Raw genomic sequence first — 13,728 nt, forward strand, 5'->3', positions numbered from 1 at the left:
GGCCGGACTCGGGCCGGACTCGGGCCGACCCCCGGGGCGCACGGCCCTGACCTCGGCGATTCAGGTAGTAGGACGTCCTACTACTACCATCGACGCCATGCCTGCCACCCGTCTGATGCCCACCGAGGAGGGCCAGGACCTCATCGACCTCACCCGCGAGATCTGCGCCAAGGAGCTCGCGCCGCTGGTCGACGAGGCGGAGCGCGCCGCGGCGACGACCCCGGCCCCGCCCCTCGAGGCCTTCCGCGTCCTCGGCCGTGCAGGGCTGCTCTCGCTCCCCTACCCCGAGGAGCACGGCGGCGCCGACCAGCCGTACGAGGTCTACCTGCAGGTCGTGGAGGAGATCGCGTCGGTGTGGATGAGCGTCGCGGTGGGCGTCTCCGTGCACGGGCTCACCTGCTACCCCGTGGCGACCTTCGGCACCGAGGCGCAGAAGGCGGCCCTGCTGCCGGACATGCTCTCCGGCGACCAGCTCGGCGCCTACTGCCTCTCCGAGCGCAGCGCCGGCTCCGACGTCGCCGCCATGACGACGAAGGCGACGGCCGACGACGCAGCCGACCCCACGGCGTACCGGCTCAAGGGCACCAAGGCGTGGATCTCCCACGCCGGTCACGCCGACTTCTACACGACGTTTGCCCGCACGAGCGACGACGGCGCCCGCGGCCTGTCCTGCTTCGTGGTCCCGGGCGACGCGTCGGGGCTGTCGTTCGGCACCCCCGAGCGCAAGATGGGCCTGCACTGCGACACGGTCGGCGAGGTGCACCTCGACGGCGTCGAGGTCTCCGCCGACCGCCTCGTCGGGAAGCCGGGGCAGGGCATGTCGATCGCCCTCGCCGCGCTCGACTCCGGACGACTCGGGATCGCCGCAGCCGCAACGGGTCTCGCGCAGGCCGCCTTGGACCGCGCGGTCGACTACGCCAAGGACCGCCAGCAGTTCGGCCGCCCCATCGGCGACAACCAGGGCCTGGCCTTCCTGCTCGCCGACATGGAGGCCGCGGTCACCTCCGCGCGCGCCGCGTACCTCCACGCGGCCCGGCTGCGCGACGCCGGACGGCCGTTCGGCAAGGAGGCTGCGGTCGCGAAGCTCGTGGCCACCGACAACGCCATGCGCGTCACCACCGACGCGGTCCAGGTCCTCGGCGGCGCCGGCTACACCCAGGACTTCCCGCTCGAGCGCTACATGCGCGAGGCGAAGGTGACCCAGATCTTCGAGGGCACCAACCAGATCCAGCGTCTCGTCATCAGCCGCCAGCTGCTCCGCGGCTGACCCGACTCCCCAGCAGAGCTCCCCCACCAGCAGAGCCACCCGTCGCTGTCCGCGGCGCCCACCGAGAGGTCGAAAACCCTTGCAGATCAACGACTCCACCGTTGCCCTCGTCACCGGCGGCGCCTCCGGCCTCGGCGGCGCGACCGTCCGCCGGCTGCACGCCGAGGGCGCTGCCGTCGTCATCGTCGACCTCCCTGGCTCCCCCGGCCAGGCGCTGGCCGACGAGCTCGGCGACATGGTCACGTTCTCGCCGGCCGACGTGCGTGACGAGGCGCAGGTGCAGGCGGCCATCGACGCCGCGCGCCAGCTCGGCACCCTGCGCGTCGTCGTCAACTGCGCCGGTGTGGGCACCCCTGGCCGCGTCGTCGGCAAGCGCGGCCCCCTGCCGCTCGACGACTTCGCGAACGTCGTCAGCATCAACCTCGTCGGCACCTTCAACGTCCTGCGTCTCGCGGCCGCCGCGATGCTCGACAACGAGCCGGTCGACGGCGACCGCGGCGTCGTGGTCATGACCGCCTCCATCGCCGCCTACGACGGCCAGATCGGCCAGGCTGCGTACGCCGCGAGCAAGGGCGGCGTCGTCGGCCTCACCCTCAGCGCCGCCCGCGACCTGGCGGACAAGGGCATCCGGGTCATGACCGTGGCTCCCGGCACCTTCGAGACGCCCATGCTGTCGGGGCTGCCCGGCGACGTGAAGGCGGTCCTGGAGAAGCAGGTCCCGCACCCCTCTCGCCTCGGTCGGCCGGAGGAGTACGCCAACCTCGTGGCCCACATCGTCGACAACGCGATGCTCAACGGTGAGGTGATCCGCCTCGACGGCGCGCTGCGGATGCCGCCCCGCTGACGCACCCACGCCCCTGCCCGGACACCGTCCGGCCGCCGCTGCCCCGTTCGAGTGCCTGCACTCAGCGGGGCATCGCGCGTTCCTCGGCGACGCTGTTGCCGCCGTCGACGACCAGGACCTGCCCCGTCGTGTAGCTCGCGCCCGGGCTGGCGAGAAAGGCGATCGCCGCAGCGACCTCCTCGGCCGTCCCCGAGCGCCCGACCGGCGTGGCCAGGCCCTCGGCCGCCTCGGCCGCCGTCTGCGAGCCGGTGGCCACCCAGCCGGGTGCGACCGCGTTGACGGTGATGCCGTGGGCCGCCTCGTCGACCGCGAGCGCACGGGTGAGCCCGACGAGCCCTGCCTTGGCGGCCGCATACGCCACCTCACCCCGCATCCCCATCACGGCGCCGGTCACGCTCGTGACCATGACCACCCGTCCCGACCCGCTCGTGCGCAGGTGCGGGAGCGCCGCCCGGGTGACGTGGAACGCGGTGTCGAGGTTGCGCTGCATCGACTCCGACCAGCGCCGTGGGGTGGTGGCGGCCAGGTCGCCCTCGAGGTAGTCCGGCCAGCTCGTGGAGACCATCCCGGCGTTGTTGACCAGGACGTCGAGGCGGCCGCCCCACTCGGCAGCGGCGTCGACGAGGTCGGCGGCCACGCCAGCGTCGGTGAGGTCGCCCACGAGGCCCAGGGCGTCGACACCGAGATCCTCGAGCTCGCGCGCCCGCTCCAGGGCGCGGTGCGTGGTGGCGGCAAGCACGACCCCGGCGCCGAGCGCGCCCAGGTGGCGCGCGGTGGCGAAGCCGATCCCGGTCGGGCTGCCGGCCCCGGTCACCAGGGCGGTGCGGCCGGACAGGTCGAGGAAGGACGGCAGCGACATCCCCGCAGTCTCCCCCGACCGCCCCGTCCCGCGGGCATGAATGGACCCGGCCAACTCATACTTGGCCGGGTCACCACCTGTCTAACAGGGGCGACGGCAGGGTGCAGGCACCGACACGCGACGGCCGGATGAACAGTGGCCGACGGCACCGGTGCCGCCCCTGCGCCAGTAGTGGTGGCAGGACAGGCGGCGGTGGCGCCACCACTACTGACACGACGTCAGCAGTGGTGGCCCGGGAGGTCAGACGGAGGCGGCGAAGGCGTCCTCGAGGATGTCCAGGCCCTCGGACAGCAGCTCGTCGCCGGCCGACAGCGGCGGCAGGAACCGGAAGACGTTGCCGAACGTGCCGCAGGTCAGCGTCACCAGGCCGGCGGCGTGGCAGGCCTTGTTGATCCGGCCGGTGAGGTCGGCGTCGGGCGTCTTCTTCGCCAGGTCGCTCACGAGCTCGACCGCCAGCATGGCGCCGCGACCGCGGATGTCGCCGATGACGCCGTACTTGTCGGCCAGGGCCTCCAGGCGCGGGCGGAACATCGCCTCGACCTGCTTCGCCCGGCCGCGCAGGTCCTCGGCCTTCATCGTCTCGATGGAGGCGAGGGCTGCAGCACACGCGACGGGGTTGCCGCCGTAGGTGCCACCCAGGCCGCCGGTGTGGATCGAGTCCATGACGTCCGCGCGCCCGGTGAGCGCCGCGAGCGGCATACCTCCCGCGATGCCCTTGGCGGTGGTGACGAGGTCGGGGACGACGCCCTCGTGCTCGGAGGCGAACCAGTCACCGGTGCGGCAGAAGCCGGTCTGCACCTCGTCGGCGATGAAGAGGATGCCGTGCTCGGTGCACCAGTCGGCGACCTTCTTGACGAATCCCGGTGCGGGCACGATGAACCCGCCCTCGCCCTGGATCGGCTCGAGGATGACGGCGGCGGTGTTGTCCTCGCCAACCTGGGCGTGGACGTCGGCGACGAAGGTCTCGAAGGCCTCGTCGGCGCAGCGCTCCGGGCCGGTGGGCCAGCGGTAGGGGTAGGCCATCTGCACGCGGTAGATCTCGTTGGCGAACGGCCCGAACCGGTGCTTGTACGGCATGTTCTTGGCGGTCAGCGCCATCGTCAGGTTGGTGCGGCCGTGGTAGGCGTGGTCGAACGCGACGACCGCCTGACGGCCGGTGTGGTGGCGGGCCACCTTGACGGCGTTCTCGACGGCCTCGGACCCGGAGTTGAACAGCGCCGAGCGCTTCTCGTGGGTGCCCGGCGTGAGCTCGGCGAGCGCCTCCGCGACCTGGATGTACTCCTCGTACGGCGTGACCATGAAGCACGTGTGGGTGAAGTCGTTGACCTGCGCGGTGACGGCGTCGATGACCCGCTGGTTGCCGTTGCCGACGGTGGTCACGGCGATGCCCGAGCCGAAGTCGATGAGCTGGTTGCCGTCGACGTCGCGCAGGATGCCGCCGGACGCCTGCTCGACGTAGATCGGGAGGCCGGTGCCGACGCCGGCGGAGACCGCAGCGTTCTTGCGCTGCTGCAGGGCCTGGGACTTCGGGCCGGGGATGCTGGTGGCGAGGACGCGCTTCTGCTCGAGCATGGGGCGAGCATACGACCGGCCCCGAGGGCGCCGACAGGGCACGCGGGTGACGCCGCGGCGTACCGGCCCTAGGTTGGCTGCATGGCAGCCAAGGCTTCGTCGCCCGCCGTCGAGGTGGAGGTCGGCGAGCGCGACGTGCGCATCTCCAACCCGGACCGTGTCTACTTCCCCGCGCGCGGCGAGACCAAGCTCGACCTCGTCAACTACTACCTGTCGGTCGGTGACGGCATCGTCAACGCGCTGCGCGAGCGCCCCTGCATGCTGCACCGCTTCCCCGAGGGCGTGGCCGGCGAGAAGGTGCACCAGAAGCGCGTGCCCCACGGCGCTCCGCCGTGGCTGGAGACGGTGCGCGTGAAGTTCCCGCGCTACAACCGGACCGCCGACGAGCTGTGCGTCACCGAGCTCGCCCACGTCATCTGGGCGGTGCAGATGTCGACGGTCGAGTTCCACCCGTGGAACAGCCGGCGGGCCGACGTCGAGAGGCCCGACGAGTGGCGGATCGACCTCGACCCGGGCCCGGAGTGCCCGTGGGAACGCGTGCAGCGGGTGGCCCACGTCGCCCACGAGGTGCTCGACGACCTGGGTGCCGTCGGGTGGCCCAAGACCAGCGGCGGCTCTGGCCTGCACGTCTACGTCCGGATCAAGCCCGAGTGGGGTTTCAAGGACGTACGGCGCGCCGCCCTCGCCTTCGCCCGCGAGGTGGAGCGCCGCGCGCCCGAGGACGTGACGACGACCTGGTGGCGCAAGGACCGCGACCCTGCAGCACTGTTCGTCGACTACAACCAGAACGCGCGCGACCACACGATCGCGAGCGCCTACTCGGTGCGCGGCAACCCCGAGGGCACCGTCTCGACGCCGATCCGCTGGGACGAGGTCGACGCCGTCAGCCCCGGCGACTTCACCATCGCCACGGTCCCGGCGCGCTACGCGGAGCTCGGCGACCTGCACGCCGGCATCGACGACGCCGTCTTCGAGATCGACCAGCTCGTGGAGTGGGCCGAACGCGACGAGCGGGACGGCGTCGAGGAGCCGCCGGAGCCCGCAGAAGCGGGCTGAACCCCTCGTCAGGACCGTACCTGCGGATCTATGCTGCTGGGTATGCCGCAGCTACGGATCCGTGACGCCGCCACCTTCCTCGGGGTGAGCGACGACACCGTGCGGCGGTGGGTCGACAGCGGGGCCCTCGCGGCGGAGACCGACGACGCGGGCCGCAAGGTCGTCGACGGCTACCAGGTCGCCCAGCTCGCGAGGGACCAGGCGCACACCGCGACCGACCCCTCGAACGTCGGGCGGTCGGCCCGCAACCGGTTCGTCGGCCTCGTGACCGACCTCAAGGTCGACACCGTCATGGCCCAGGTCGAGCTGCAGTGCGGACCGTTCCGGGTCGTCTCCCTCATGAGCAGCGAGGCCGTCCGCGACCTCGGTCTCGAGCTCGGCTCGGTGGCCATCGCCGTGGTCAAGTCCACCACCGTCATCGTCGAGACCCCCTTGGGAGCATCATGACCAGCCGCTCCCGCTGCGGCCGCCCAGCTGTCCTCGCCCTGGTCGCGGCCGCCTCGACGGTCGCCCTGGGCACCGCGGCCTGCGGCGGCTCCACGGGCTCCGCGGGCGGTACGACGTCCAGCCGCTCGTCGAGCTCGTCCTTGGGGCTGTCCGGCAGCATCACCGTCTTCGCGGCGGCGTCGCTGAAGAGGACGTTCACCCGGATCGGCGCCGACTTCGAGAAGGCGCACCCGGGCACGACGGTGACGTTCAGCTTCGCGGGGTCCTCCGACCTCGTCGCCCAGATCCAGCAGGGGGCGCCGGCCGACGTGTTCGCCTCGGCCGACACCGAGAACATGGACAAGGCCACCGCAGAGTCGCTCACCGCGGCCACCCCGGTCGTCTTCGCCTCCAACACCCTCGAGATCGCGGTCCCGCCGGGCAACCCTGCGAAGGTCGCCTCCCTCGCCGACCTCGGCAGGCCCGGGGTCAAGGTCGTCCTGTGCGCCCCGGCCGTCCCCTGCGGAGCAGCTGCCGCCAAGGTCGAGCAGGCGGCAGGCGTCGACATCAAGCCGGTCAGCGAGGAGCAGTCGGTGACCGACGTGCTCGGCAAGGTCAGCGCCGGGGAGGCGGACGCCGGGCTGGTCTACGTCACCGACGTGAAGGGCGCAGGCGACTCCGTCCAGGGCATCACCTTTCCCCAGTCCTCGGCCGTGGTGAACTCCTACCCGGTCGCCTCCCTCAAGTCGTCGAGGAACAAGGCCGTCGCCGACGCGTTCGTGGCCGCCGTCACCAGCTCGGCGGGTCAGCAGGTCCTGGCTGCTGCCGGGTTCGCCGAGGCGCCGTGAGCCGCACCCACCGTCCCCGGCTGGGGGTGCCCGGTTGGGTGTTCGTCCCTGCGGTCCTCGGTGCGGCATTCGTCGTGCTGCCGCTGCTCGCGATGCTCACCCGGGTGGACTGGACCCAGTTCCCCCAGCTCGTGACCTCGGACTCCTCGCGGGCCGCCCTGCTGCTCAGCCTGCGGACCTCGGCGGCCAGCACCGTGCTGTGCGTGGCCTTCGGCGTGCCGATGGCCGTGGTGCTGGCCCGTACGCAGTTCCGGGGGCAGTCGGTGCTGCGGTCGCTGGTCCTGCTGCCGCTGGTGCTGCCCCCGGTGGTCGGGGGCATCGCGCTGCTCTACACGTTCGGCCGCCGTGGGCTGCTCGGCCACACCCTCGAGGTGCTCGGACTGCAGGTCGCCTTCTCGACCGCTGCCGTCGTCCTGGCCCAGACGTTCGTGGCGCTGCCCTTCCTCGTCGTGAGCCTGGAGGGGGCCCTGCGCACGGGAGGGCAGCGCTACGAGGAGGTCGCGGCGACGCTCGGCGCCCGCCCGACCACGGTGTTCCTGCGCGTCACCCTGCCGCTGGTCCTGCCCGGGCTGGCCTCGGGCGCGGTGCTCGCCTTCGCCCGGGCCCTGGGCGAGTTCGGTGCGACGATCACGTTCGCCGGCAGCCTGCAGGGCGTGACCCGGACCCTGCCGCTGGAGATCTACCTGCAGCGCGAGACCGACCCGCAGGCGGCGGTCGCCCTCTCGCTCGTCCTCGTGGTCGTCGCCACGGTCGTCATCACCGTCACCCGTCGTTCGCGGAGCGCCCTGTGACCGTCGACCCGCCGTCCGACCGGTCCGTCGACCCAGCCGTCGACCCGGCTGAGGGCCCGACCCTCGGGGCGGGCCTCGACGCCACCCTGCGCGTCACCGGACGTGACCTCGACCTCCGGCTGCAGGTGCCGCGGGGGCGGACGCTCGCCCTCCTCGGCGCCAACGGTGCCGGAAAGTCCACGGCCCTCGCCTGCATGGCCGGGCTCCTGCGTCCCGACGGCGGTGAGGTCCGCCTCGGTGATCGGGTGCTCTCCTCCTCCCGCGGCTCCGGCACCTGGGTCCCGCCCCACGCGCGCGGAGTGGCCCTGCTCGCCCAGGAGGCGCGGCTCTTCCCGCACCTGTCGGTGGCGGACAACGTCGCGTTCGGCCCCCGCAGCGCGGGCGCCTCGCGGCGCGAGGCGCGCGAGCGGGCCGCCCACTGGCTGGCCGAGGTCGACGCGTCCGACCTCGGGCCGCGCCGACCGACGGCCCTCTCGGGCGGACAGGCCCAACGGGTCGCCATCGCCAGGGCGCTGGCGACCGAGCCGCAGGTGCTGCTGCTCGACGAGCCGCTGTCGGCCCTCGACGTCGAGGCCGCCCCCGCCATCAGGCAGCTCCTGCGCCGGGTGCTTCGGGACCGCACCACGGTGGTGGTCACCCACGACGTCCTCGACGCCGTGCTGCTCGCCGACGACGTCGCGGTCCTCGAGTCGGGGCGCGTCGTCGAGCAGGGTCCGACCACCCGGGTCCTGTCGCGCCCGAGGAGCGCCTTCGCCGCCCGGATCGCAGGGCTCAACCTGGTCCGCGGCACCGCCTCCACGTCCGGCGCGAGCACCGCGGTCACCACCCCGCAAGGACTGAGGGTCGAGGGCCTCACGGACGACTCCGTACCCGACGGGGAGGCCGCGGTCGCGGTCTTCAGCCCCAGCGCTGTGGGTGTCTACCGCGACGCCCCGCACGGCAGCCCCCGCACCACCGTCCGCGCGCGGGTGACCGACCTGGAGCCGCACGGGCACCAGGTACGGGTGCACACCCCGTACCTGTCCGCGGACGTCACGCCCGCGGCCCTCGCCGAGCTCGGCCTCTCTGTCGGCGACGAGGCCGTGCTGACCGTGAAGGCCAGCGAGGTGGCGGTCTACCCCGCCTAGGTGGTGGTACGGCGGTGCAGCTCGTCGATGATGGCCTGTTCGCGGGCCATCGCCGCCATCACCTCGGCCTCGGCCGCGGCGTCGTCGACCTCGCCGTCGAGGTGGCCGCCGGTGCGCACGACGTCCTCGAGGTGGGCCAGCTCGGTGAGCAGCTGACGGACCGACGGCTCGGCCGGCGCCTCGTCGGCCACCGGGAGGGACTCCGCCAGGGCTGCGGCCTCGACGAGGGAGGACGGCTCCACGAGGGTGGTGGGCTCCGCAGGCGGGGCGGGCTCCATCGGACGAACCGACTCCAGGAAATCGGTCATCGGCAGGCCTCCTTGCTCGCACGGCGATATGGGGGCTCCGACTGCTTGAAGCCTTGTGATCATCGTCCGATTTGTCCGGGGCGTCAATCGCAACGTCTCGCTCAGCGCCCTGCCCGAGTTCCCCCGAACGGCCGAGCCGCGGGCGAAGACCCGACCCACACTGCCGGCGTCGCCGCATACTCGGCCCGTGGCTCGCGAGGACTTCGCGGAGGTCCTCGCCCGCGCTCAGGCCGGTGACGAGGCGGCCTTCTCACGCCTCTGGATCGACCTCAACCCGCGGCTGGTGCGCTACCTGCGCATGGAGCCGGGACGGCAGGCCGAGGACCTCGCGGCCGAGACGTGGGTCAGCGTGGTCAAGGGACTCAAGCGCTTTCGCGGCGACGAGACCGCTTGGCACGCCTGGGTGTTCACCACCGCCCGACGGCGAGCACTGGACGACGCGCGCCGCCGAGCGCGCCGACCGCAGACCTCGGGTCCGGACGCTCTCGACCACCTCGCGGCGCGACCGGACCCCAGACCGTCCGACGGGACGGATGGTGCCGCCGAGGCACTGCGGCTGCTCTCCACACTGCCGCCGCTGCAGGCGGAGGTGCTGGCCCTGCGGGTGCTGGCCGAGCTGCCGGTCGACACCGTCGCGGCGATGTTGGGGCGCAGCCCGGGCGCGGTCCGCGTCGCCGCTCATCGGGGGCTGCGGACGCTGGCCGCCAGGCTCAGCCGCGAGGGTGTAACGCACTGAGCCGGGGCGGCGCTTCACTCCCCGTGACGAGCAACGACTTCGAGCCCCCCGTGGCGGACGACGCCGACCTGCCCCACCTGTCCGACGGGCAGGTGGAGGCGCTGCTGCGTGGACACCGGCCGGCCGACACCGCCCCCGGGACGGACCGTGCCGCCGACCTGGTGCACGCGTTGACCGGTCCTGCCGTTGCGTCGGAGCTCACCGGTTACCGGGCGGCCATGACCACCTACACCGACGCCTTCTCGATGCGCACCAGCAGCCGCCCGCGCCGCCTGCTGCTGTTGTCCTCACTCCTCGGCGCCAGGACCCTGGCGGGAGTGGCCGGCTCCGCCCTCGCACTCGGAGCCGTGGGCGCGGTGGTGCTCACCACCTCCGCACTCGGTCCCTCCCACGCCCCCGAGGCGCTGCCGCTGGCCACGGGTTCGACGACCACGACCGCCGCGTCGACGCACGCCCCGGACGACGCGGACCAGTCGGACGACGCCGACGAGAGCGAGAAGGACGGCACTGGATCCGGGTCCGCCACCGCAGCGGTGGGACCGGACGCCAAGGGGCCGGCCGCCTTCGGCCTGTGCAACGCCTGGGCGCACCACCAGGCCGAGGCCGGCACGACCGCGACCGCGGACACGTCCGTCGCCTTCCGCAACCTCGCCGAGGCCGCTGGTGGCGAGGGCAAGATCGCCGGCTACTGCGCGAACGTGCCCCACCCCGGGAACGCTGCCGCCAAGGCCCGGGGCAGCCACGGTTCCACGCCCGGTTCGGGGGGCAAGGGCAAGTCCACCAAGGCGCCCAAGCCCGCCAAGCCGACCAAGCCGACCAAGCCGCACAGCTCCAGCCACAGCGCCAGCCCCTCCGCCCGGCCTACGGCCAGGCCGCGGACGAGCGCCCCGACCCCCTCCCTCACGACACCGTCCCGGCCCGCGGTGACGGTCACGTCCTGAGGGCAGGCTGAGCGCCGGACCTTCGCGGACCACAGCACCGGCGCCGGGCAGCGTCCTGCCGTTGCTAGCCTCCTTGCACACCCCGGGAAAGGGCGGACGAGCTGGTGCGACGGTGGCAGGCCTGGACGCTGCACCGTCGCGTCCTGGTGGCGTCGGCCGCCGCGGTGACCTTCGTGATCGTCCTCGGGGTGGCTGCCTACGCGACCGCGCTCGACCGGGTCCTCTTCAGCGCGGCCCAGGACGCAGCCCGGGTGCAGGCCGCCGAGGTGGCCTCCGTCATCCACGACGGCGAGCAGCCGGCGGCCACGGCGCTGCGCGACATCCCCAGCCAGGGCTCGCTGCTCCAGGTCCTCGACGCGGACGGCCGGGTCGTCACCTCCTCCGAGCAGGCCCTGAGCCTGTCGGCCATCACGTCGCTGAGGCCCGCCCCGGGCGCCATCGACGTGGACCAGGTGGCCGGCATCCCCGGCGAGCTGGGTGAGCCGTACGCCATCGTCGTGGAGGGGGCGCGCGACCCCAGCGGTGCGGCATACGTCGTGGTCGTCGGCACGCCCCTCGACGTCGAGGCGAAGACGGTGCGGACCGCGACGATCCTGCTGGCGCTGGGCGCCTCCGCCCTGCTCGCCCTGCTGCTGTTCCTCATCAGCCGCGCGGTGCAGCAGGCGCTGCAGCCGGTCGAGCGGATCCGCAGCGAGGTCGCGCGCATCACCCGGGTCCGCGGGCGTGGGCACATCACGGTGCCGCCGACCGGCGACGAGATCGCCCGGCTCGCCGAGACGATGAACCTCATGCTGGCGCGGCTCGAGCAGTCCGACGCCACCACGCGACGCTTCATCTCCGACGCCTCCCACGAGCTGCGCAGCCCCCTCGCCACCATCCGCGCGGCTATCGAGGTGTCGCCCGCCGGGACGTCACACCCCGACCCGACGCGTGACGAGGTGATCCACGGTGAGGCCCTGCGCATGCAGCGTCTCGTCGACGACCTGCTCACGCTGGCGAAGGCCGACGACGGCCTCCCCCTCTCGCTGGAGGAGGTCGACGTCGACGACCTGGTCGAGGCCGAGGTACGCCGCCTGCGCGCCACCGGCGACGTCCCCGTCGTGGCGACGATCGCGGCGGCCCGCGTGCAGGGCGACCGGGTCCAGCTCTCACAGGCGCTGCGCAACCTGGTCGACAACGCCGCCCGCCACACCGAGGGCGGCGTGCAGCTCACCGTGTCGTCCACGGCGGACGACGTCGTGGTGACGGTGGACAACGACGGACCGCCCATCCCGGCCGACCGGCGCGAGCAGGTGTTCGACCGGTTCGCGCGCCTGGAGGAGTCCCGCGAGCGCGACAGCGGCGGCAGCGGGCTGGGCCTGGCGATCGTGCGCACCATCGTCACCGCCCACGGTGGCACCGTGCGGGCCACGCAGACGCCGGGCGGGCAGTGCCGGTTCGAGATCAGCCTGCCGGCGGCCGGACCACCGGTGGACGCCTGAGGGCCCCGGCCAGGACGGCTGGCAGCCAGTGACGGCGCGTCAGGAGCGCGCGCCCTCGCCTGCGGTCGCGGCGCGCTCCGCGACCGGTGCGCCACCCTCGACCGGCATCAACCGGTAGCCCATGCCCCGCACCGTCTCCAGCGACGTGACGCCGAACGCCACGTCGATCTTGCGGCGCAGGTACCCGATGTAGACCTCGACGATGTTGTCGCTGCCCTCGAACGCCTGGTCCCAGACGTTGTCGAGGATCTCCGCCTTGGACAGCACGACCTCGGGGTGTCGCATCATGAACTGCAGCACCGAGAACTCCTTGGCGGTCAAGGAGATCCGGTGACCGTTGCGCCGGACGATGCGCTTGTTCGGGTCGAGGTCGAGACCACCCACCGCGAGCACCACCGGACGGACCGGGGCACCGCGCCGTACGAGGGCGCGCAGGCGGGCGACGAGGACCGGGAAGCTGAACGGCTTGGTGAGGTAGTCGTCGGCCCCGAGGTCGAACGCGTCGGTCTGGTCGTACTCCCCGTCCTTGGCCGTCAGCATCATCGCGGGGGTCCAGATCTGCAGCTCGCGCAGGTTCTTCAGGACGTCGTAGCCGTGGCGGCGGGGAAGCATGATGTCCAGGACGATGACGTCGTACGGGTTCTCGGTGGCGAGCCACTGGCCGGTCACCCCGTCGTGGGCGACGTCGACGACGAAGCCCTCGTTGGTGAGGCCTCGGCGGATGGTCTCCGCCAGGGCCTTCTCGTCCTCAACGAGCAGGACGCGCATCGTCGACCCCCTCCACTGCGCCGGCCACCGGCTCCAGGCCTGCTCCACGGTCGCGTCCCAGACTAGGCACGTCGGCCTCCGCGTGGGGCGCAGCGGACCGCCCGGCTGCGCCGCGGTGGTGCAGCAGGCCGAGCGCCGCGACCGCGAGCGCCAGGACGAGCACGCCGAGCACCCAGCCGGCGGCCACGTCGGTGAACCAGTGGTAGCCGAGGTAGATGCGGCTCGCGCCCACCGTCACCGACGCGACGAGCCAGCCCGCCAGGGCGAGGGCACGCCCACCACGGTGCTCCGCGAGCCGGTCGGCGACCAGGAGCGCCACCAGGCCGAAGAACACGGTCGAGAACAAGGTGTGTCCCGAGGGGAACGAGTAGCCGGTGTCGACCGGGCCGAGGACGACGGAGGCCGGCGGCCGACCACGGCCGACGAGGTGCTTGACGCCGAGGGTCACCGCCGCCGACACGGCCATGGTCGCCCCGAAGTGCAGCGCCCGCAGGCGGTCCCGGCGCCGCACGGCCAGCCACACCACGACACCCGCGGTGAGAAGTCCCACCGCGACCTCGCTGCCCACCATGGTCACGACCTCGGCGAGGATCGTCAGGACGGGCGTGCGCAGGTGGACCGCGTCGGCGGTCACCGTGGGGTCGTAGGCGCTCAGGTCGCCGTGCTCCCCCACACCGTCCACCAGCCCCGCGACGGCAGCAGCC

General features: G+C 73.0%; 15 protein-coding genes. 10 read left to right on the plus strand and 5 right to left on the minus strand.

The window, feature by feature from the left end:
• Positions 1-97: 97 nt before the first annotated feature.
• Positions 98-1,267 carry an acyl-CoA dehydrogenase family protein gene (locus tag ASG70_RS01090; RefSeq protein WP_056882004.1) on the plus strand — a complete coding sequence of 390 codons (1,170 nt, stop codon included), beginning with the start codon at positions 98-100 and terminating at the stop codon, positions 1,265-1,267.
• A 79-nt stretch (positions 1,268-1,346) separates the two neighbouring features.
• Positions 1,347-2,111: an SDR family NAD(P)-dependent oxidoreductase gene (locus tag ASG70_RS01095; RefSeq protein WP_056882005.1), complete on the plus strand. Its 765-nt coding sequence runs from the start codon at positions 1,347-1,349 to the stop codon at positions 2,109-2,111.
• Between the two features lie 61 nt (positions 2,112-2,172).
• Here ASG70_RS01095 and ASG70_RS01100 read toward each other — a convergent pair whose 3' ends face one another.
• Both ASG70_RS01100 and gabT read right to left on the minus strand, forming a co-directional pair.
• The gene (locus ASG70_RS01100) at positions 2,173-2,970 is read right to left on the minus strand and encodes an SDR family NAD(P)-dependent oxidoreductase (protein ID WP_056882006.1); all 798 of its coding nucleotides are present in this window, start codon (positions 2,968-2,970) and stop codon (positions 2,173-2,175) included.
• A gap of 240 nt (positions 2,971-3,210) precedes the next feature.
• On the minus strand, positions 3,211-4,542 hold the full coding sequence (gene gabT, locus ASG70_RS01105) for a 4-aminobutyrate--2-oxoglutarate transaminase (protein ID WP_056882007.1): 1,332 nt from the start codon (positions 4,540-4,542) through the stop codon (positions 3,211-3,213).
• Between the two features lie 81 nt (positions 4,543-4,623).
• Here gabT and ligD point away from each other — a divergent pair, with 81 nt between their 5' ends.
• From ligD to ASG70_RS01130, 5 genes are all read left to right on the plus strand, one after another.
• The gene (gene ligD, locus ASG70_RS01110) at positions 4,624-5,598 is read left to right on the plus strand and encodes a non-homologous end-joining DNA ligase (RefSeq protein ID WP_056882008.1); all 975 of its coding nucleotides are present in this window, start codon (positions 4,624-4,626) and stop codon (positions 5,596-5,598) included.
• A gap of 42 nt (positions 5,599-5,640) precedes the next feature.
• Positions 5,641-6,045, plus strand: a complete 405-nt coding sequence (locus ASG70_RS01115; RefSeq protein WP_056882076.1) for a molybdopterin-binding protein — start codon at positions 5,641-5,643, stop codon at positions 6,043-6,045.
• Entirely contained in the window at positions 6,042-6,872 is an 831-nt protein-coding gene (gene modA / locus ASG70_RS01120) for a molybdate ABC transporter substrate-binding protein (protein WP_056882009.1), read from the plus strand. Before ASG70_RS01115 ends, modA begins: the two co-directional genes overlap by 4 nt.
• The gene (locus tag ASG70_RS01125) at positions 6,869-7,663 is read left to right on the plus strand and encodes an ABC transporter permease (protein WP_056882010.1); all 795 of its coding nucleotides are present in this window, start codon (positions 6,869-6,871) and stop codon (positions 7,661-7,663) included. Before modA ends, ASG70_RS01125 begins: the two co-directional genes overlap by 4 nt.
• An 86-nt stretch (positions 7,664-7,749) precedes the next feature.
• Complete coding sequence (locus ASG70_RS01130) at positions 7,750-8,790, plus strand: sulfate/molybdate ABC transporter ATP-binding protein (protein WP_056882077.1); 1,041 nt, start codon at positions 7,750-7,752, stop codon at positions 8,788-8,790.
• Here the strand turns inward: ASG70_RS01130 and ASG70_RS01135 are convergent.
• Positions 8,787-9,098 carry a hypothetical protein gene (locus ASG70_RS01135; RefSeq protein ID WP_056882011.1) on the minus strand — a complete coding sequence of 104 codons (312 nt, stop codon included), beginning with the start codon at positions 9,096-9,098 and terminating at the stop codon, positions 8,787-8,789. The genes ASG70_RS01130 and ASG70_RS01135 overlap by 4 nt on opposite strands.
• Positions 9,099-9,285: 187 nt before the next feature.
• Between ASG70_RS01135 and ASG70_RS01140 the strand changes: the two genes are divergently transcribed.
• The 3 genes from ASG70_RS01140 to ASG70_RS01150 all read left to right on the plus strand — a co-directional run bounded on the left by ASG70_RS01140 (position 9,286) and on the right by ASG70_RS01150 (position 12,256).
• Positions 9,286-9,834: an RNA polymerase sigma factor gene (locus tag ASG70_RS01140; RefSeq protein ID WP_056882012.1), complete on the plus strand. Its 549-nt coding sequence runs from the start codon at positions 9,286-9,288 to the stop codon at positions 9,832-9,834.
• 23 nt (positions 9,835-9,857) lie between these two features.
• Positions 9,858-10,775 carry a hypothetical protein gene (locus tag ASG70_RS01145; RefSeq protein ID WP_056882013.1) on the plus strand — a complete coding sequence of 306 codons (918 nt, stop codon included), beginning with the start codon at positions 9,858-9,860 and terminating at the stop codon, positions 10,773-10,775.
• Between the two features lie 104 nt (positions 10,776-10,879).
• On the plus strand, positions 10,880-12,256 hold the full coding sequence (locus tag ASG70_RS01150; RefSeq protein ID WP_056882014.1) for a cell wall metabolism sensor histidine kinase WalK: 1,377 nt from the start codon (positions 10,880-10,882) through the stop codon (positions 12,254-12,256).
• A 39-nt stretch (positions 12,257-12,295) separates the two neighbouring features.
• On the opposite strand, the gene ASG70_RS01155 is transcribed toward ASG70_RS01150, so the two are convergent.
• Complete coding sequence (locus tag ASG70_RS01155; protein ID WP_056882015.1) at positions 12,296-13,024, minus strand: response regulator transcription factor; 729 nt, start codon at positions 13,022-13,024, stop codon at positions 12,296-12,298.
• On the minus strand, positions 13,005-13,595 hold the full coding sequence (locus tag ASG70_RS20285; protein WP_369818858.1) for a phosphatase PAP2 family protein: 591 nt from the start codon (positions 13,593-13,595) through the stop codon (positions 13,005-13,007). The genes ASG70_RS01155 and ASG70_RS20285 overlap by 20 nt, the downstream gene beginning before the upstream one ends.
• Positions 13,596-13,728: the final 133 nt, after the last annotated feature.

The sequence above is a fragment of the Phycicoccus sp. Soil748 genome (assembly GCF_001428025.1).
Lineage (GTDB): Bacteria > Actinomycetota > Actinomycetes > Actinomycetales > Dermatophilaceae > Pedococcus.